This is a genomic window from Deinococcus rubellus (assembly GCF_025244745.1).
GTDB classification, from domain to species: domain Bacteria; phylum Deinococcota; class Deinococci; order Deinococcales; family Deinococcaceae; genus Deinococcus; species Deinococcus rubellus.
In genome coordinates this window covers 112,005-128,821 of record NZ_CP104213.1, presented here as the reverse complement: position 1 = coordinate 128,821, position 16,817 = coordinate 112,005, and the positions used below count along the sequence as shown (strand labels likewise).

23 protein-coding genes and 1 pseudogene are annotated in these 16,817 nt (G+C 60.5%); 13 read left to right on the top strand and 11 right to left on the bottom strand.

From position 1 onward, the window contains the following. Positions 1-6: 6 nt before the first annotated feature. From N0D28_RS00685 to N0D28_RS00665, 5 genes are all read left to right on the top strand, one after another. The gene (locus tag N0D28_RS00685) at positions 7-1,848 is read left to right on the top strand and encodes a pilus assembly PilX N-terminal domain-containing protein (RefSeq protein ID WP_260560503.1); all 1,842 of its coding nucleotides are present in this window, start codon (positions 7-9) and stop codon (positions 1,846-1,848) included. Between the two features lie 191 nt (positions 1,849-2,039). Next, complete coding sequence (locus N0D28_RS00680; protein WP_260560502.1) at positions 2,040-2,249, top strand: DUF2726 domain-containing protein; 210 nt, start codon at positions 2,040-2,042, stop codon at positions 2,247-2,249. 254 nt (positions 2,250-2,503) lie between these two features. Then, a complete protein-coding gene (locus N0D28_RS00675; protein WP_260560501.1) occupies positions 2,504-2,650 on the top strand; it encodes a hypothetical protein in 147 nt (48 codons plus the stop codon). 263 nt (positions 2,651-2,913) lie between these two features. Continuing rightward, complete coding sequence (locus N0D28_RS00670) at positions 2,914-3,900, top strand: HD-GYP domain-containing protein (RefSeq protein ID WP_260560500.1); 987 nt, start codon at positions 2,914-2,916, stop codon at positions 3,898-3,900. Beyond that, on the top strand, positions 3,885-4,028 hold the full coding sequence (locus N0D28_RS00665) for a hypothetical protein (RefSeq protein WP_260560499.1): 144 nt from the start codon (positions 3,885-3,887) through the stop codon (positions 4,026-4,028). The genes N0D28_RS00670 and N0D28_RS00665 overlap by 16 nt, the downstream gene beginning before the upstream one ends. Before the next feature lie 922 nt (positions 4,029-4,950). Here N0D28_RS00665 and N0D28_RS00660 read toward each other — a convergent pair. Continuing rightward, positions 4,951-5,808: an SDR family oxidoreductase gene (locus N0D28_RS00660; RefSeq protein ID WP_260560498.1), complete on the bottom strand. Its 858-nt coding sequence runs from the start codon at positions 5,806-5,808 to the stop codon at positions 4,951-4,953. Between the two features lie 185 nt (positions 5,809-5,993). Between N0D28_RS00660 and N0D28_RS00655 the strand changes: the two genes are divergently transcribed. Together N0D28_RS00655 and N0D28_RS00650 are read left to right on the top strand one after the other, a co-directional pair. Next, positions 5,994-6,725, top strand: a complete 732-nt coding sequence (locus N0D28_RS00655; protein WP_260560497.1) for a TetR/AcrR family transcriptional regulator — start codon at positions 5,994-5,996, stop codon at positions 6,723-6,725. Between the two features lie 164 nt (positions 6,726-6,889). Next, positions 6,890-7,258 carry a rhodanese-like domain-containing protein gene (locus tag N0D28_RS00650; RefSeq protein WP_260560496.1) on the top strand — a complete coding sequence of 123 codons (369 nt, stop codon included), beginning with the start codon at positions 6,890-6,892 and terminating at the stop codon, positions 7,256-7,258. Positions 7,259-7,371: 113 nt separating this feature from the next. On the opposite strand, the gene N0D28_RS00645 is transcribed toward N0D28_RS00650, so the two are convergent. Next, positions 7,372-7,704, bottom strand: a complete 333-nt coding sequence (locus N0D28_RS00645) for a lysozyme inhibitor LprI family protein (protein WP_260560495.1) — start codon at positions 7,702-7,704, stop codon at positions 7,372-7,374. A 439-nt stretch (positions 7,705-8,143) separates the two neighbouring features. On the opposite strand from N0D28_RS00645, the gene N0D28_RS00640 reads away from it, so the two are divergent. After that, positions 8,144-8,308 (top strand): hypothetical protein, encoded by a 165-nt coding sequence (locus tag N0D28_RS00640; protein WP_260560494.1) that lies wholly within the window; start codon positions 8,144-8,146, stop codon positions 8,306-8,308. After that, positions 8,305-8,454: a hypothetical protein gene (locus N0D28_RS00635; RefSeq protein WP_260560493.1), complete on the top strand. Its 150-nt coding sequence runs from the start codon at positions 8,305-8,307 to the stop codon at positions 8,452-8,454. Before N0D28_RS00640 ends, N0D28_RS00635 begins: the two co-directional genes overlap by 4 nt. Before the next feature lie 129 nt (positions 8,455-8,583). Here the strand turns inward: N0D28_RS00635 and N0D28_RS00630 are convergent, their stop codons facing one another. Further along, positions 8,584-9,201, bottom strand: coding sequence for a hypothetical protein (locus N0D28_RS00630; protein ID WP_260560492.1), 618 nt, complete (start codon positions 9,199-9,201; stop codon positions 8,584-8,586). A gap of 91 nt (positions 9,202-9,292) precedes the next feature. Here N0D28_RS00630 and N0D28_RS00625 point away from each other — a divergent pair, with 91 nt between their 5' ends. Continuing rightward, the gene (locus tag N0D28_RS00625) at positions 9,293-9,964 is read left to right on the top strand and encodes a hypothetical protein (protein WP_260560491.1); all 672 of its coding nucleotides are present in this window, start codon (positions 9,293-9,295) and stop codon (positions 9,962-9,964) included. Positions 9,965-10,162: 198 nt separating this feature from the next. Continuing rightward, on the top strand, positions 10,163-10,546 hold the full coding sequence (locus N0D28_RS00620; RefSeq protein ID WP_260560490.1) for a hypothetical protein: 384 nt from the start codon (positions 10,163-10,165) through the stop codon (positions 10,544-10,546). 132 nt (positions 10,547-10,678) lie between these two features. Here N0D28_RS00620 and N0D28_RS00615 read toward each other — a convergent pair whose 3' ends face one another. Then, entirely contained in the window at positions 10,679-11,281 is a 603-nt protein-coding gene (locus tag N0D28_RS00615) for a TetR/AcrR family transcriptional regulator (protein ID WP_260560489.1), read from the bottom strand. Positions 11,282-11,426: 145 nt separating this feature from the next. On the opposite strand from N0D28_RS00615, the gene N0D28_RS00610 reads away from it, so the two are divergent. After that, positions 11,427-12,164 carry an SDR family oxidoreductase gene (locus tag N0D28_RS00610; RefSeq protein WP_260560488.1) on the top strand — a complete coding sequence of 246 codons (738 nt, stop codon included), beginning with the start codon at positions 11,427-11,429 and terminating at the stop codon, positions 12,162-12,164. A gap of 168 nt (positions 12,165-12,332) precedes the next feature. On the opposite strand, the gene N0D28_RS00605 is transcribed toward N0D28_RS00610, so the two are convergent. Further along, positions 12,333-12,842, bottom strand: a complete 510-nt coding sequence (locus tag N0D28_RS00605; protein WP_260560487.1) for a hypothetical protein — start codon at positions 12,840-12,842, stop codon at positions 12,333-12,335. A 74-nt stretch (positions 12,843-12,916) separates the two neighbouring features. On the opposite strand from N0D28_RS00605, the pseudogene N0D28_RS00600 reads away from it, so the two are divergent. After that, positions 12,917-13,752 (top strand): annotated as a pseudogene (locus N0D28_RS00600) (IS5 family transposase). Between the two features lie 273 nt (positions 13,753-14,025). On the opposite strand, the gene N0D28_RS00595 reads toward N0D28_RS00600, so the two are convergent. The 6 genes from N0D28_RS00595 to N0D28_RS00570 all read right to left on the bottom strand — a co-directional run bounded on the left by N0D28_RS00595 (position 14,026) and on the right by N0D28_RS00570 (position 16,809). Continuing rightward, positions 14,026-14,400 carry a hypothetical protein gene (locus tag N0D28_RS00595; protein WP_260560486.1) on the bottom strand — a complete coding sequence of 125 codons (375 nt, stop codon included), beginning with the start codon at positions 14,398-14,400 and terminating at the stop codon, positions 14,026-14,028. Then, entirely contained in the window at positions 14,397-14,921 is a 525-nt protein-coding gene (locus N0D28_RS00590; protein ID WP_260560485.1) for a hypothetical protein, read from the bottom strand. The genes N0D28_RS00595 and N0D28_RS00590 overlap by 4 nt, the downstream gene beginning before the upstream one ends. An 83-nt stretch (positions 14,922-15,004) precedes the next feature. Then, positions 15,005-15,322 carry a hypothetical protein gene (locus N0D28_RS00585; RefSeq protein WP_260560484.1) on the bottom strand — a complete coding sequence of 106 codons (318 nt, stop codon included), beginning with the start codon at positions 15,320-15,322 and terminating at the stop codon, positions 15,005-15,007. Further along, complete coding sequence (locus N0D28_RS00580; protein ID WP_260560483.1) at positions 15,319-15,942, bottom strand: glycoside hydrolase family 19 protein; 624 nt, start codon at positions 15,940-15,942, stop codon at positions 15,319-15,321. Before N0D28_RS00580 ends, N0D28_RS00585 begins: the two co-directional genes overlap by 4 nt. Beyond that, positions 15,939-16,406, bottom strand: a complete 468-nt coding sequence (locus N0D28_RS00575) for a hypothetical protein (RefSeq protein ID WP_260560482.1) — start codon at positions 16,404-16,406, stop codon at positions 15,939-15,941. The genes N0D28_RS00580 and N0D28_RS00575 overlap by 4 nt, the downstream gene beginning before the upstream one ends. Continuing rightward, a complete protein-coding gene (locus N0D28_RS00570; RefSeq protein ID WP_260560481.1) occupies positions 16,381-16,809 on the bottom strand; it encodes a hypothetical protein in 429 nt (142 codons plus the stop codon). Before N0D28_RS00570 ends, N0D28_RS00575 begins: the two co-directional genes overlap by 26 nt. Positions 16,810-16,817: the final 8 nt, after the last annotated feature.

Genomic DNA, 16,817 nt, shown 5'->3' with positions numbered 1-16,817 from the left:
GAAATCATGAAAAAATATAAAGACCAGGGCATCGCGGTTGTTAGCGTACTGATCATGATGGTGGTATTGATGGCTATTCTCACGGCTTACTTCACACTGACCCTGAGTGAGCTGAAAACTGGCCGCTACAGTCTGGCAGCCCAGCAGGGATTCTACGCTGCTGAAGGTGGATTGAATCTGCGGGCCGAACTGGTTCGTGCCACATTTGTTGGGTACCAGCGTCCAGTAGGCAACAGCCCGACCGTCCCAGGTCCAAGCAACCCTACCGGCCCGTTACCATGTACTGGGAGCAACTTAGGAAGTGGGGATTTTATTTGTACCCCCTATACGATTGGTGGACGCACAGTCAGAACTTACGTCACTGATATTACTAAGTACGTTGCGGGTCAGCCGGAAACTGGCACTGTCCAGCCAGGTGACGTTTATGTAGGCCTTAATTACCAACAATACGCTTATCGGGTTCAGAGCGATGCCTATAATACTAAGACTGGTGAAAAGGAAGCATCTCTTTTTATGAACTTCCAATCGCGATTGGTACCTCTTTTTCAGTTTGCCGCATTTTACACGAATGATCTGGAATTTCACCCTGGACCGCCGATGACATTGAATGGACGAGTACACACCAATGCTAATCTTTTTCTGAATTCTGGTGCCCCACTCACAATCAATGGTAAAACGACAGCAGGGCAGAGTATCTATCGCTTTGGCAAAGATGGACGCTCTTGTGATACAGCTGGCAGTGTCGTCATCTCTTCGGTGACTATGCCATGCAAAGGTGCAAGCAGAGATCTTGTTAATGATAAAATAACCGGCTCTCTTTTGACTCCATTCAACAAGAATGTACTCGATCAGCAGCAGGCACTTACTGTACCAACAATTAGTAGCTTGAGGCCGGATCCGGCCAACGAATTATGGTCAAAGGCCGATCTGCGGATTGTGGCTTATAAGAATGGTAGTACCTTTAGTCTCCAAGTCGTTAATGCCGATAAGTCAATTAATTACCCGGCTACATTGAGATTGGCGGCCTGCAATCCAGCTCCAAGTCCGTCAGTGCCAATTCCAAGCCAAGCAGTAGCAGTCAAAGTCGGCGGTCTGTATGATGGCCGTGAACAAAAATCTATGACTGTGATTGAAGTGGATCAGAAGAAGCTGATGGACTGCATTGCTGGGGGTGGCTTTACCAATGGAGACAATCTTCCGCTCACTATTGATGATGCTACTGGCGGTGGCCTCGTCTGGAACTTCAGCTTCGGCGATAGTAATGCAGCACAAGACGCCAACATCAATGGGACCACTGCATTTCCAACAGCTTACGGCGTGAAGATCATTAATGCCGATGCACTTGGGACGAGCAGCGGAGCGACGGCAATTAAAGGACTGACCATTGTTAGTAATCAGCAAGTCTATATCAAAGGAAATTACAATACGATTAATAAAAAGCCTGCTGCTGTCTTGGCCGATGCTGTAAATGTGCTAAGCAGTGCTGTCAATGAACCACTGACAGCCACTATCAGTACTGGTAAAGCAGTGCCAACAACTGTCAACGCGGCTTTTCTCAGTGGTATCGATGTTACTACCAGTAGCAATTATAACGGTGGTCTTCAGAATTATATTCGGTTCCACGAAAACTGGGATACAGTCAGCATGACTTATTTGGGGAGCTTTGTGAGTCTTGGTACAAGCCTTCATACTCAGGGTAAGCAAAGCGGCACGGGTGTAGCCGGATACTACAATGCTCCTAACCGTAATTGGGGTTACGACACCGATTTCAATAATGCCACCAACTTGCCACCGCTAACGCCCAGATTCGTTTATCTCAGGCAGCTTTTGTTCGCCCGCTCCTGGTAAACAGACGATTGTCTTGTCTCAACTTGATCTGCAGAAGATAGAGGGCGGGGGTAGCTTGAAGTTCAGGGAACCTCTGCCACGACTATCGATCACGTTTGAAACGCTCGTTTCTGGCTGCTCCTCGACTTACTATTGATACCGGCAGAAGTTCAGTTGGAAGACTTCAGGACAAGTACGTAGACTTCCTGATCGTGGAGCGCGGGCCCTACCGGCCAGTGCTGGGGATCGGGCTGGACGAAGCTTCGCACGACAACGATAAGCAGCAGTACCGCGACGCTGTCAAAGACACCCTGTTCGCCAGCGCCCGGCTGCCGCTGATCCGCCTGGACGCCCAACAGCGTCACCAGCCCGCTGAGCTGCGCGCGATTATCCAAGGCCATGTCGCGGCAGCAACTCACTGAATCTGTCGACTGACAAATCCCCTGTACTCGCCACCAAAGGCAGTGCAGGGGCTTTTGTTAACCTAGATTTTGCCCGTGCTCAGGCGGTATGGAAGGTGATCACGACTGCTCGGGCTGAAAGACGATCTCCAGGCCCAAAGCGTCGAGGATGGCAGGCCAGAGGCTGCGCCCAGGACGCCCAGACGTGGCAGGGCAACTGCCGGACGGATCCAACGCCGCGCGCTACGACCAGGCCCGCACGGTCTGCCGCAGACGTGATCGTCGTGCCGATGCCCGAGGGCGAAACACAGGCCGCTGAACGGGCACACCAGTGTGAGTTCTTCGGGGTGCTCGACGCCGTGGCGCTCGGACTGGCGACGGCAGCGGAAGCGGGACTGGGGTTCGTGATTGACGCGCGGTAAGCTCCTACCTCTCAATCCTCAACAGTGGAGGCGTGCCATGCCGGCCCTGTTGTCCGCTTCCAGTCGCTGCCCAGAGAGTGGCTGAAGGCTTTGATGGGCATGAGGGTGAGCGACAGGCCTTTTTGTGACGGAGCTGTGCGGCGGGCCGACAGAGAATAGCGGTAAGAAAAGCAGGTGCACGCCCTCACCCAACTTTATTTGAACCTCGTCTCAGGGATTACTGCTGGAGTCACCCATCTATGACAACGACTGGAACTTCCTGCGTGTCCACCCTGCCCACTGTGCTCCCCGACAGCCGAGATTTGACAGCCCACAACGTTCTGGCATTGATCCGGGTGGCCCTTGAAGCGCCCGATCTGGGATCGGGCGTGGTGCCCACCCTCAACGAACTGATCGACCACACCGCCGCTGTGGGTGCGGCGTACTTCCAGGCCACCACCGAAGACGCCTCTGCTCCCCTGATCTATCAAGTGCGCGCAGCCGCTGGTGAGCTGCCGGACACGCCTGGAATGCAGGCCATTGCCGCCCATGGTCTCCCCGCCGACACCCCACTGATGCGCGCCCTGTTGGCGCGCCGCACCCCGATGTTCTTCGACGACACCGCCGCTCAGCCCCAGACCGCCGGGTTTCCTGAGCTGGGTGTGCTCAGCCTGGCTGCCGCGCCGGTCGTGGGCAAACGGGGTGAGTTGCTGGGTGCCTTTCTGATGCATACCTTCGTGCCTCACGCCTGGAGCGAAGCGGAAGTGCAGCTGTTCAGCAGCGTGGCGGGCATCATCGCTGCACTGATCGTTCGACTGGCGGCGGAAGAGCAGGCGAACGCTACGCGCGAAGCGGCGCTGCGGGCGCTGGGTCTGGCCCTTGAAGCACGCGACCGTGAAACCCAGGGCCATACGGACCGGGTGACCCAGATGGCCCTTCAACTGGCCGAGCAACTTGAGCTTGACGAGACTGAAACTCAGGCACTGCGCTGGGGCGCGTACCTGCACGACATCGGGAAGATCGCCATTGCCGATGCGGTTTTGCATAAGCCCGGCAAGCTGAGCGAGGAAGAATTCACGCTGATGCAGACCCACGTCGTCTTCGGCCACCAGTTTGCCAGCGCGTTGGGTTTTCTGCCGTCCGAGGCGCTGGCCGTGGTCTTGCAACACCATGAGCGCTGGGATGCTCAGGGCTATCCAGCGAAGGTGGGCGGCGAGGAGATTCACCTGCTGGCCCGAATTTTGCGCTGTGCGACGTGTACGACGCCCTGATCAGCGTGCGGCCTTACAAGCGCGCCTGGACGCAGGCAGAAGCGCGTGGTGAGATCGCGGCGCAGTCAGGCCGGCATTTTGATCCGCAGGTGGTTTCTGCCTTCCTGCAACTGCTGGATGTTGGATGATGACAGAGAATCCCAGCAATGGCCGTCACCCGATACGAAATCCATTCCCGCTTCCGTGTCGGAACCGAGGCTGCTCGCTGCCCTGAGCACCGCCGAGCGTGATCTGGTGCGCGAGTACGCCTACGGGCAGCTTGGGGCTCATGGTTGGGGGGTAGGCGGCATGAATTACTTCGCCGCATTGCAGGCCCAGCGTCACGAAGCCCTCTTTGCCGAGCTGTTCGCTGAGCCTGGCTCGCCTGAGCCGCCGCCTGGGCTGGCTGGTGCAGGACGTGCGGGCCAGGATGGTCGGCGAGTCCGTCAGCCCTTGCGAAGATGAGGCCGGAGCGTGACCCGGCAGCAAAGTGCCTCCGCGAGCGAAATGGAGGTTCCAGGCGGAGGCAGGGTCAAGTCTACCTCCGCCTTCGCCCGCCTCCGCACCCTCTCCCAGGCTCCCGAGGGCCGTGCCCAGATCGCCGTCTGCTCTCCACCCTCGCGCCCAGACTGGCCCCGGCGGAGGCGGCGGCTTACCTGGGCCGCGTTGAAGCTGCACCTGGGGACTGGCAGGTTCACTTCGAGGCGGCAGGGGACGCGCTCAAAGAACTGGCAGCGAAGCAGTGGGACGCGGCACCGGTGCTCAAGGGGGCATTCGGGTCGCCGCAGTGGTACGCCGAAGGGGACGCGCTCAGCGCCCAGATTGACGCCGCGTTGAATGGGCTGCTGGATGAGGCGACTGCTGGGTGAAACGACAAACGAAAAAAGCCGCCGCCCTCCAGTTACGGAAGGCGGCGGCTTCTTCATTGCGGACTTGTGGCGCTTACTCCTGCTCAGCCGCTCGCTCCAGATTCAACCCCAGCAGCTTTGAGAGCACCTTGTTCACAGGCTTGAGCAGGGGCCGGTGGATAACCCTTGATGAATTTCTTTAGCTTTTAGACCCAATCCCAGGTCAACGGTTCAGTGTCTGAGCCATTAACTCGCGCATGGTGATCGGCGCACGCCCCAGGAGTTGCTCCAATGCCGGGTTGGCGGGGCCAAATTCATTGGCGCGGCTGGCGACATACAGGCCCAGGCTGAATCTGGCTGCACCCGCCGGAATACCCATTTTGGCGGCCAGTTCGTCGTCAGGGAAGGTCTCATGCCGAATGGACCTCCCCAAAATGTCTGAGGCGATCGCCGTCAGATCAGTGAAATCAAGCGCCTGTGAGCCGGTCAGCGGTGGTGTGGGGCCGTCGTACTGGCCCTCGTTCACCAGGATGACCGCCGCGCCTTCCCCAAGGTCAGCATGCGCCGTCCAGGCGATCTTGCCGTCCACCGGCGTCGCCATCACGCCCGTCTCGAACGCTTTGCTCATCATACCCAGCGCCGTCGAGGCGTAAAAGCCGTTGCGAAGTGAAGTCCAGGCCTGGCCCGATTCACTCAGCAGCTTCTCGGTGGCGGCGTGGTCTACACCCGGCCCGAAAGCCGAGGTGGGGCTGGTAGAAATCTGACTGGTGTAGACGATCCGCCGCGCCCCAGCCGTGCGGGCCGCGTCGATAACCGCCGCGTGCTGAGCTAAGGGGTCGCCGCCCTGTGCCCGCGCGTTGGAGGACACCAGCAACAGCTGTGTTACGCCTTCAAAAGCGTGCGGTAGGCTGGCGGGATCGCTGAAGTCGCCCTGCCGCACCCGCACGCCGAGGGCGGTCAGGTCAGCGGCCTTACTGGGGTTGCGCACACTGACGCCGATCTGGTCAGGAGAAACGCGTTTGACGAGCTGCTGAACGATGATTCGGCCAAGTTGTCCGGTGGCTCCAGTAACGATGATCATGGATGACTTCCTGTCTTGCTGAGGTTGAGTAACGGAGTTGGGGAGCGGGCTCGGAGCAACAGCAGGGGGTGTGGGCAAGGGAGCATCTTGATTTTCATACCACCCCATTTGTTACCATAGATAACAATAATCTGTTTCCTTCGTTTTTTCAAGTCTGCTACCACTTCTGCGTTATCATCGTTAGCATGACTGAGAAGAGCTTGGAGGTGCGTGAACGCATTGTTCAGGCCACCGCTGCACTCTTGGCTCAGGGCGGACGAGAAGCGGCGTCCACCCGCGCCGTCAGTGCCGCCGCCGGAGTTCAGCCCCCCGCCATCTACCGACAATTCGGCGACATGCAAGGGCTGTTCAGTGCGGTGGCCCGGGAGACCTTCGCGGCGTATGTCCGGCAAAAATACGCTGACAGGGCGACGGCTGACCCCCTGGAGGACTTACGACGCGGCTGGGACACCCACGTGGCATTTGGGATAGCGAATCCAGCGGTGTATCTCTTGATGTATACCTCCGGAGCGGATCCTTCTGCGCTTCGTGACGGTCAGGCAATCTTGTCTCAATTGGTGAGTCGCTTGGCTCAGGCGGGACGGCTGCGGGTCAGTGTCGCCCACGCCACACACCTGATTGCCGCTGCTGGAGAAGGCGTGACGCTCTCGCTCATTCGCACCCCATCGGAGGCAAGAGATCCCTCCCTCTCAGCGTCGATGTTCGAAGCGGTACTGAGGACAATCATCACGGATCAATCTCAGGACGGGGTTTCTGAAACCTGCTCTGTTTCAGACCAGGTGGCTGCCCGCGCCGTTGCTCTTCAAGCTGTTCTTCCTGAGGGTCCAGCAGTCCTCTCGGTGGGCGAGCGGCAGCTGATGGGTGAGTGGCTGGAGCGATTGGCGAAGACAGGCCTCATACTCTCTGCTGAATCCTAAATCCTCGTCCTCATTTTCTCGCTCCAAAAAATCGTGATCCAATCAGGAGGAGGAAGACGAGGTGTACCAGGTTGAGGTGGATCTGCTGGAGGAGTCAACGTAAAATTTCCCGATCTGGCGTCACGCCATGCAGTCACCCGGACTACTGAGGCCTAGACTGCCCCATGCGTCCTCTCTTTGCTCTGCTCATTCTGAGTCTGGGATCAGCCACAGCGGCTTCCGGTATGCTCACGCCCCAGGAACTGGCGACTGCGCTCAAGCACAAGTCGTTTACCTTGATCAATGTGCATGTGCCCTTCGAGGGTGCAATCCCAGGGACGAACGCCTTCATTCCCTTCGACGCAATCAAGGGCAGCGCCTTGTTGCCACGCAATCATGCGGCCCAGATCGTCCTGTACTGCCGTTCTGGGCGGATGAGCGCGATTGCCCGCGCCACCCTGAAGACACTGGGCTACTCGAACGTGCGCGAGTTACAGGGCGGCTTCGACGCCTGGAAACAGGCGGGCTTTCCGCTCATCCTCACCCAGCGCTGAAGCCAAGCAACCAAAAAAAGCCCCTGCGCCTCGCCAGTCACGGCGAGGCGCAGGGGCTTTTTTGTTGCGGACTTGTGGTGTTTGGACCGTGAACGCCTACTGGGCGGGTCCTCTTAGCGCAGCAATGCCACTCGGCATCCAGAGCTTAGGCATTCACGGAGGCGATCATTTAACTCGTTGCCGCGCGCGACAGTCATCTCGGTGGCATGGTCAACTGAGACATATTTGAAGCCATCACGCTCGATCACACTGCTTGCATCCCGATTCTTGATCCAGGTGCGCTGTAGCGTCCGCAAGGTATTCTTCGCGCTGCCCGGCAAGGCAGCCATCAGTTTGCCGTAGACGGTGTTCAGGTCTTTGTCTGCCTGCACGAAGACCTTCTGGTAGCAATAGACGGCATCGAAATCAGTCAAATCGCCCTCGCATTTGTTCTGTGCCTGCGACATGCTGGGGAGAGTCATAACGGCCCAAATCATGCAGCTTGCGGCCATGCGAGTGAGATGATGTCGATTCACCCTTACATTGTGCGCGCCTGACCGAGTCAGTGCCAGACCTGCCCGCCAACGATCGTCACTGTAAACGTCAGTGCGGCCATCGGCGTGCCCTACAGCCCCGCGCCGAGGCCCAGCCTGGGAGTCTCCAGAAGCTTTTCGCTTCCTCTATCTTCGGCCCATGCCCAGCTCATCGACACACACACTGGCGAGATTCTGGAAGACCTCGGCGTCTACGAGACGGCCAACCCAGCGCGCACGGCCTGCGGTAGGCACGCGGAGCACTTCTTGGTTTGGGGATACAGCCCAGGTGGTCTGTGGGTCACGCAAGAAGACGATGAGGTGTATCAGGTCGAGGCGGACCCGGCCGAGTAATCCTTGCTACGATTACGTCATGTCCAGAACTGTGCTGATCCGTTTCGTTCCATCCGCATCTCTCAAGGTTAAGACTGGCAAGGCGACCACCCACGTCCGCGAGTGGGACGGCGAGAAGATGGCCACCTTCCTGCAAGAAGGCCTGGAGATCTGGGCAGGAGACAAGTACCCGACTTCGAGATGAGGGTGGACGTGTCGGGTCAGGCCGAGATCCGCTTCGAGAACTGGAAGCCGGAGAAGAAGGAAGCGGAAGAGCTGCGCGCCGAGATTGGCGAGGAGGTCAGCCAGGTCATGAAAGGCATCGAGCCGGAAGATTATTTGAGCGAGTGAACGAAAACAAAAGGCCGCCTACACCCGCTTCGGCGGTCGTGTAGGCGGCCTTTGCGTTGCAGACCTGTGGACTGCGCACTTTGTCAGAAGAGGCAACACTCCCTGCTTCATCACCGCCTGTATTTAGCCCTACTTCTCATGTGGTCGTCGGGTGACAAAGGCGATCAACCCCGTGACCAGCGCGACCGGCAGCCCAATGAACCAAGGTACCAGCACATCGAGGCCATCAGCTGGCGGCACCTTCCCCTGAAGCGCCTTCCGCTCGAACAAGACCGTCCGCTCATCGACCAGGACGCCGGATGCACGCAGGTTGTGAACCTGATTTGTGGACAGGCCTGGTGAGCTGACCTTCCCTTCCATCACTGGGTCGCGCAGGTTGAAGGGGTGCCGTGCCTCATTCACGTCGCCCGGCAGGATGGTGATGAACGACAGGACCGGAACCCGCTGGGTTCCAGGGTGGGCGCTGTCGAAGAGCGGCACGAAGTGATCTACACATCTGAAGCTACGGCAGTAGTGATCTTCGACCACCATCTTGGTGAAGTCGGGCGTCACCCCTTGAAGATGGACGTACCCGGGCGCGGTCTGAGCATGCGCGATCAGCTGTGCCAGGGTCAGGATCGGCAGAGGCTCACCGGTGTGCCTGGATTCACGCAGATACACCGACGCACTCCAAGTGAATACGAGACTCAGGGCGATAAGGCCAATGAGGAGGAAGACGCGGCGAAATTGGGCGGCGGGCTGTTGCATGTTTCAGAGTTTAAGACCGACAAGCTGTTGCTTTCCCAACCGAACACACCCCGCACACCTTCACGCCGCGAGCCGAAGCTAGAACACGGGTATGAACGAAACCTTGAAGACCGCCCTGGCCACCGCCCTCACCGCCGCTACCGAAGCCTTTGACGCCGCTCAGCAAGGCCAGTTCACTGAAGCCCGCCAACTGCTGACCATCGTGGCCGAACAGCTCGCCCTCGGCGAAGGCGGCAACGCGGCTGCCGCTGCCTGCCGGGGGAAAATCCTGCGCCTCGAGGTCGAGACACAGACCCTGCTCGACGCCGCACCGGTGGACCTGGAACCGGCCAATCTGCCCCTGCCCGCCCCCCGGAAGGCGGCTGCGCCGGTCTACCTGACCGCCGAGGCCTGGAGCCGGGTGCGGGCCGCGCTGGTGGCGCTGGGGGTCGATCCACTGAAACGCGACGCGGTGGCTGCCGAGCAGGAGCAGGCCGCGCAGGCGGCTGCCATCGGGCGCAACAGTTACGCGGTCAAGGTGGCACAGCGCCTGACCCTGGTCGCCCGCGTCGAGGCGGCGGCGCTACGGGGTGAGGTGGACGCGGCGAATACCGCCTGGGACCGGCTCTTCGATATCGTGACGGCCCTGCGGATCAGTGAGTTGAACGCCCGGCGCAAGAACGCGGACGAGGCCGAGCGGGCATTGAAGCTGGCGAATTACACCGCTGCGCGCGAGGACAGTCTGCGCATCCGGCAGTGGGCACGGAGCGTGCAGGCCACCTGACCCGCCTGAGGGCAGCGCAATGGCGTAGGCCATCTGAGAGATGCGCTGCGCCTGATCCGGCACCTACCCTGAGACACACCCGTGGGATCACCGGCATGACCTGCCTGTGCCCCTTACCCGGCTGAGGACGGCCCGCAACGAAAAAACGCCCCCGCTGCCGGCACTTGGCCAGGGCGGGGGCGTTTGAGTTGCGGACTTGTGGCGTTTATCTGCTGTCTGCTGCCGAGTGCGATCTGGTCCGCGAGTGACGCCGAGCGCCTCAAGCTCATTCAGATCTCAGTGGGCGGCTGGGCCGAGCGGATGCCCTGTGCTTTCCACGCCTTCCAGACCCACGAGGCTTACATCAATGAAGATGGCCTGGGGCGCTTGCCCCTCAACTGGCCCGCGTGCCGCCTGCTGGGCATGCCCGCCGACTGCATGCTGCCCTCCGGAGCCGTGATCGTCGTGCCGATGCCCGAGAGCGAAACACAGACCGTCGAGCGGGCGCACCAGTGTGAGTTCTTCGGGGTGCTGGATGCGGTGGCGCTCGGACTGGCGACGGCAGCGGAAGCGGGACTGGGGTTCGTGATCGACGCCCGGTAAAAGTAATCAGCAAGAGAACGTCGTGCCTATCCCACGGACGTGCTCTTGCTGGTTTTCTACTTTTCAGAACAAGTCAAATGACTAAGCCAAATCCATCGTTCAGCACGCGCTTATCTCAGCGAAGCATTCTATTCAGGCAAGTGGACTTGACCGCTGGCGCAGGCCAGCGATCAGCAGGTGGACAAGGCGGCGGGCGTCGTAGTGGGGATCGTCGGCTGCGCCGATGCACAGATTGCCCACGCCGCGCATTAGCTCCAGCGCCTGAATGTCGCCGCGAATCTCGCCTGCATCGGCAGCCGCGCTCAGCAACTCCGCACAGACTGGTACCAGGCAAGCCAGAAAATAGGCGTGGAGCGCATCGAAGCCAGTGCGGTCAGCGTGCATGGCAGCCGCGAGGCCATGTTTGGTAACCAGAAAATCCACAAACAGATTGATCCATGCTTCCAGCGCTGCGTGTGGACTAATATGGCTCGCCATGAGGGCTGGCCCAGCCTCGGCGCAGGCGTCCACCTGATGCCGATACACCGCGATGATCAAGTCGGCCCGCGTCGGGAAATGACGATAGATCGTGCCGGTGCCGACGCCTGCCCTGGCCGCAATCTCGCGCACCGGCACCTCGACTCCGGAAGTCACGAACAGCGCAGCAGCAGCGTCAAGCAGCATTTGCTCGTTGCGCCGGGCATCGGCCCGCTTGGGTAGGGTCGTTTTCTCTGGGTGTTGACTGCTCTCAGTCACGTCTCTCCTGGCCTCTCTGATGTGTTTGACAAACGGAACGTTGTTCCGTATTATTTAGGAACGACGTTCCACTTAGTCACCATACCTAATTGGACGCCCGACGATCAAGCCACCCCACGCCTACCCTTTCCCCTTGGAGAGCCCTATGAAAACAGTTTTGATTACCGGAGCCAACAAGAGCATCGGCTATGAAACCGCCCGCCAACTGCTGCAACAGGGGTATTCCGTTTACCTGGGCAGCCGCGATCTGGAGAACGGTCAGGAAGCCGTGGAGAAACTCAAGGCCGAAGGGCTGAACCAGGTGGAGGCCATCCAGATCGACGTTGGCAACTCAGATTCGGTCAACGCCGCCCGTGCGACACTCGGCCAGAAGATTCAGAGCCTGGACGTGCTGATCAACAACGCCGGGATCAGCGGCGGGATGCCGCAAGCTGCCCTCACGGCCAGCATCGAGCAATTTCAAAACGTCTTTGACATCAATCTATTCGGCGTGATCCGCGTGACCCAGGCGTTTATTGATCTGCTGCGAAATTCACCCGAACCGCGCATTGTCAATGTCTCATCCAGTCAGGGTTCGCTGACGCTAGCAAGTGACCCCGCCAATCAGTATTACCACCATAAGGGTGCGGTGTATCAGCCGTCCAAATCGGCCCTGAACATGTACACCATCGCCCTGGCCTATGAGCTGCGCGGGCTGCCTTTCAAGGTCAACGCGGTGGACCCCGGTTTTGTCGCCACCGATTTCAACAACCAGCGTGGCACGGGAACAGTCCAGGAAGCCGGGACGCGGATCGCCAAATACGCCATGATCGGTGCCGACGGGCCGACGGGGAAATTTATCAGTGAGGAATACAACCTGGAAACGGGTGAGGTTCCCTGGTAAACGGCGTGCGATCTGGTGCCAGTGCTAAGAGTGCCCATGCTGAGCGTTCCAGTGCCGATGGCGGCCAGACTCCACAGCTTCGTAGCGCCAATCTGAGTGTTGTAACCAAAAAAGCCCCCGCTCCCGGCATCAGCCAGGGCGGGGGCAACTTGCCTGACTTTATTCCCACTATTCGACCGCAGAAGCCACTCGGTCCAAGGTAAACACAATGGGGGTGTGTGGTCCCCACACTGTTAAAGAGAGCCCACCGGTCTGAGTATTGCGGCTAAAGTTCAAGCTACTGTTCGATCCAGAGATGGTTCCTACATCCACGCCATTCTGCTGGAGCTTGCCTTCCCAGACGATGGTTGGCGGAGGGGGCAGACTCATTTGCGGTTTCAAGGTGACGTTGTACTCACCCGTCGCCGTACCCGAGAGCGCATACGTTTCACCGCGAAAGACCAGCGACCCAGTAAAGGTGTAGGACGTCGGCGTCTCGTAGCTCGCGTTCGCTGTCAGTTGGATGGCCTCATCCGGCCCCCTAACAGGGCGCACCGCAAAACCGATACCCGCCCACTGACCCTGGAGAATGTGTGGATCGCTTGGTACCGTGAGGACAGCCTTCTCAGGAATATAGGTGGTGGTGGTACACGCTGAGAGCGTCAGAGTCAGGAGAGCGAGACCGAATGTATTTCGCATCACTCTACTCTAGAGGCTGGGTGAGAGGGGATCGAAGTTTGGCTGGATGATTTTGCCACTGGCAAACTGGAGAGATGGATCGCCGTGCGTACCCAAGTGATGTGGATGACGAGACATACCACTTTTTATTGCCGTACCTGGCTTTGACCCCAGAGGATGCCCCGCAGCGGAAATTTCCGCTGCGGGAGGTCTTGAATGCGTTGTTGTGGATGAGCCGAACTGGGGCACAATGGGCATTTCTGCCGCATGATCTTCCACCAGCAGAAGTGGTCCGCCGCCAGGCGAAGCGGTGGTTCGAAGCCGGGTGCTTTGAGAATGCCGGACACGACTTACGGATGCTCAGTCGCGTTCAACAGCAACGTGCCGGCGAGCCCACGGCGATCATCATCGACAGCCGCACGCTCCAAAGCGGGCAGGCCCCATACGGGTGCCGTTCTGCCCAAGACGCACCCCGGAACGTGGTCACCGTGCCGGGTTCGGTGGCGCGAAGAAGCGCAAGGGCACGAACGTCCATCTTGCGGTGGATACGCTGGGTCACCTGTTGACCTTGACCACGTCCCCGGCCAACGAACAGGATCGGGCGCAAGGAGAGGCGCGGTGTCACAGCGCCCAAGAGCTCGCAGGTGGGATGCCAGAGGTGGTGTTTGCCGATCAGGGCGACACCGGCGAACAAGCGCAGAATGCGGCGCGCAAAAGCACTATGGAGTTGATCGTCGTGAAACGTCCGGACGCTTCACGGGGATTTGTCCTGCTGCCAAAACGCTGGGTGGTGGAACGTTCGCTGGCGTGGTTGTCGCAGTTTCGTCGATTGGGGCGTGATCTGGAGCGGCTGTCCTCGACCTTGATCGGCTTCCATTTCGTCGCCGCCTACGTTCTGTTACGGACCAAACTCAAGCCTGTTCTTGGATAGGCAGTCCACTAGCCTCTAGATGAAATCAAGTGGACGTGCTGAAGGAGTAAAAAAAGCGCCCCCGCACCGGCCTGAGCCGAGCAGGGGCGCTTTCGCGGGTGTCCGCCCGTGACATTCGGTGGAACCGGGTGGGCTGCGGGGAGTTGCGAGCAGGCCCCGAGGATGAGTAGGCCGGTCAGCATCAGCAGCGCGTATTTCTTCTTCATGGCGACTCCTTGAAATAGCATCGACCCGCCGAATGTTACGGGCGGGCCGACAGGTGAAGAGGTGGGCTCAGGGTGCGGTCAGCGTGTACGTCTTTCCATCAGCTCGGCTGTAGCTGGCCGTGACCCTACTGACACCCCGGCTGGGCAGCACGTAGGTCCGGGTGGCCGGAATAGTCGGCAACATGCAGACGATCTGGCGATCCTGGGCCGTGCAGCTCTTATCATTCACGGCCAGGGCGTCGCCGGTCAGGGTCAGCGTGGTGGCCAGCGCGTCCACACTGCCTGCCTTGAAGCTGATGACCTGCGATGCGCCCTGCTGATCGAGACTCAAGGCCGCGCCGCTGGAGTCGATCAGCACAGCGGGCGGCGTGGTCGGGGTGAGGGTCGGGGCGCAGCTCGCCAGGCCCAGCGCACAGCCCAGCGCGAGAAGCCAGCGCTTCACGACAGGCCTCCCTGGGGCAACGTGCTGTCATTCGTGACTGGCGGCGCGAAGGTGGTGTCGGGCACGCTGGGCACCACCGGGCCACTCGGCAGCGGATCAGGCGCAGGCGTGGCAGCGGGCGGCGTGGTCGCCTGCTTCGTCCAACCATCCAGGGTGCTGGACACCAGGCTGTACGCCTCCTTGACGGCGGTGGTTAACACCTGCCGCACCAGCATGTCATCCAGCGTCGTGGCCGCCAGAATTGGCACGGCCAGCTCGAACACCTGGTACAACTCCATCGCCTTGTCCACCGCGATCTTCTGCTGATCGGCCCCGGCCAGCGTGCCGAGGTTGCGGTTGGCAATCTCGATGGCCTGGAGGCGGGCGTAGGCCACACCCTGAAGCGCGTAGAGCTTGGCCTTGGCGATCAGGGCCGTGAAGTCCAGGTTGCTGGCGCTGAAGAGGCCCAGGCTCTGGTGAATGTCGGCGGCAGGAGCGGAGGTGAGGGTCAACTGGGCGGTCACTTGATCGGTCGGGTTCATGGGGACTCCAAAGAAATGCGGCCCCCAAACAGAAGGGCCGGAAGAAGGTGAATTGTCAGCGCGGTGAAGCGCAGCGGACCAGATTAAACGGGCACGAAGATCCCCAGGTGCAGGTGACCGGCCCAGCCGCAGTCGTGCGTGATGGGCGCGTCGAAACTGAGCGTGCGTGCGTCGAGGTCGCCGGACTCACCGTGAAACTGGCGCGGCCCTGCCGTGTAAATGCTGAGTTCCGCACCGCAGCCGGGGCAGCTGATCAGGTAACCGACATGCTGCGGCTGCCCGGCGGCCAACTCTGAGAGGGGCCGGACCTCGCCGGGGTTGAGCACGTTCACGCCGCCCAGCCCGCCTTCCACCAGGTCGCGGCGGGCGGGCACGCTGCGCCTGGGATCAATCTTGGTCATATGGCCACCTTCGGCAGCACCTTGCGGTAGGCCGCCAGCATGTCATTCAGGCCCAGCATGGCCGCGCCGTTCACGGCCCGGCGGGTGCCCACGATGTCGCCCCGCACGGCGCAGGCGTTGGCGCTGCTCATGCGGCTCCAGTAGGCACATGCCACCAAAGCGGAAATGCCGATCTGGTCGATCAGGGCAGGCTGATCGGTCAGCGGCTGGCCGATCAGGCGCTCAGCTGCCGCGAAGTTGGCGCGGCCCGTGAGCTGCGGGTAGCAGCCACCCCGAAAGTTCCAGCTGTCGCCACTCTCCGGAGAGCCGTTGCCCAGCCGGTAGGCGTACACCAGATTCGCCAGCGCCTGCGGGTTGCGGACGTACTGGGCCGGATCGTGGCCAGCCCCCGGTGCGAATTTGGACGGGTAAACGGCAGCCAGGCGCGATGGGGTCGTGTAGTAGAGGTTCTCCCGCACCGCCACCAGCCCGCTCTCGACGAAGCAGTTTGCCAGCAGCGCCGCCTGACTTCTGGGGTCGGTGATGCCAAAGAGAACCGCCGCGTTCTGGAGCTTCGCGGCGGTCACCTGGGCAGTGGGATGGGCAGGGGCGAGGGTGAGGATCGAGGCGGTGGTGATCATTCACCCACCCTCTCTTTCATCTCAAGCGCCTTGATTCGGTCGGTGTCGTTTGGCCGGACGATCACGCGCACTGGCAGGACGCACAGCGTGATCAGAATGACGAGGTAGCCCAGGCTGAGCGGCTCGTGGGTGACCTGGGTGATGCCCAGCCGCAGCAGCAGCCCGACGCAGCTTGCCAGCAGTCCGAACCCCACCAGGGGCGTGTACGAGCGCACGAACACCAGGGCGTACAGCGAGAAGATCACCACGGTCTCGCGCACCATGATGAACACCCGCCAGTCAGCCACGACCACGCTGCCAATGTCGGCCAGCACGCCAGGCGCACGAATCGCCAGTGCGCCCAGCGCCAGGACGGACACCAGCATCAGGGTGTGCCACCAGCGCAGGGGTGGGTGGTGCAGGTCAGTGCTGGGGGTTCTGAGCGCCGTGAGGTTACGGCTAACTCGCGGAGTCGTCTTTTCCATCGGTTTTGCCATCATCCTGACCGTCCTTTTTTTGGACCAGGGCCGTGGTGACGCCGCCCGCCATCGTGCCCGCGTACCTCAGCAGCACCCCGATGCCCTTGTCTCCCCACCAGTCGGTGATCTTCGGCCCGAGGACCGCAAAGCCGCCCGAGAGGAGCGTGGTCCCGACGAACCCCCCGAGGGGCTTGTAGAACTGCGGCACGATCACGGCAGCCATCGTGCCGACCAGGCCGCCGAGCAGGGTGTCGGGAATCAGGGCGGTCCAGGGCGAGAGGGGCTTGCCGAGCAGGCGCTGGGCGTTCCTGGCCCGCCAGGTGGTGAGGATGCTCATGGCGGTGGCGAGCGCCAGGGCGTACCCGATGGCCCGCCAGTCCACGCCGTCCAGCAGGCTGTGTTGTTCCATGTTGAGTC

Excerpts from the sequence above, each read along its gene's own strand:
- N0D28_RS00640 (WP_260560494.1), top strand. The coding sequence starts at position 8,144 with ATGTCCAGAACTGTGCTGATCCGTTTCGTTCCATCCGCATCTCTCAAG.
- N0D28_RS00580 (WP_260560483.1), bottom strand. The coding sequence starts at position 15,942 with ATGATCACCACCGCCTCGATCCTCACCCTCGCCCCTGCCCATCCCACT.
- N0D28_RS00650 (WP_260560496.1), top strand. The coding sequence starts at position 6,890 with ATGCGTCCTCTCTTTGCTCTGCTCATTCTGAGTCTGGGATCAGCCACA.
- N0D28_RS00630 (WP_260560492.1), bottom strand. The coding sequence starts at position 9,201 with ATGCAACAGCCCGCCGCCCAATTTCGCCGCGTCTTCCTCCTCATTGGC.
- N0D28_RS00590 (WP_260560485.1), bottom strand. The coding sequence starts at position 14,921 with ATGAACCCGACCGATCAAGTGACCGCCCAGTTGACCCTCACCTCCGCT.
- N0D28_RS00655 (WP_260560497.1), top strand. The coding sequence starts at position 5,994 with ATGACTGAGAAGAGCTTGGAGGTGCGTGAACGCATTGTTCAGGCCACC.
- N0D28_RS00610 (WP_260560488.1), top strand. The coding sequence starts at position 11,427 with ATGAAAACAGTTTTGATTACCGGAGCCAACAAGAGCATCGGCTATGAA.
- N0D28_RS00685 (WP_260560503.1), top strand. The coding sequence starts at position 7 with ATGAAAAAATATAAAGACCAGGGCATCGCGGTTGTTAGCGTACTGATC.
- N0D28_RS00660 (WP_260560498.1), bottom strand. The coding sequence starts at position 5,808 with ATGATCATCGTTACTGGAGCCACCGGACAACTTGGCCGAATCATCGTT.
- N0D28_RS00570 (WP_260560481.1), bottom strand. The coding sequence starts at position 16,809 with ATGGAACAACACAGCCTGCTGGACGGCGTGGACTGGCGGGCCATCGGG.
- N0D28_RS00635 (WP_260560493.1), top strand. The coding sequence starts at position 8,305 with ATGAGGGTGGACGTGTCGGGTCAGGCCGAGATCCGCTTCGAGAACTGG.
- N0D28_RS00625 (WP_260560491.1), top strand. The coding sequence starts at position 9,293 with ATGAACGAAACCTTGAAGACCGCCCTGGCCACCGCCCTCACCGCCGCT.
- N0D28_RS00575 (WP_260560482.1), bottom strand. The coding sequence starts at position 16,406 with ATGGAAAAGACGACTCCGCGAGTTAGCCGTAACCTCACGGCGCTCAGA.
- N0D28_RS00645 (WP_260560495.1), bottom strand. The coding sequence starts at position 7,704 with ATGTCGCAGGCACAGAACAAATGCGAGGGCGATTTGACTGATTTCGAT.
- N0D28_RS00585 (WP_260560484.1), bottom strand. The coding sequence starts at position 15,322 with ATGACCAAGATTGATCCCAGGCGCAGCGTGCCCGCCCGCCGCGACCTG.
- N0D28_RS00605 (WP_260560487.1), bottom strand. The coding sequence starts at position 12,842 with ATGCGAAATACATTCGGTCTCGCTCTCCTGACTCTGACGCTCTCAGCG.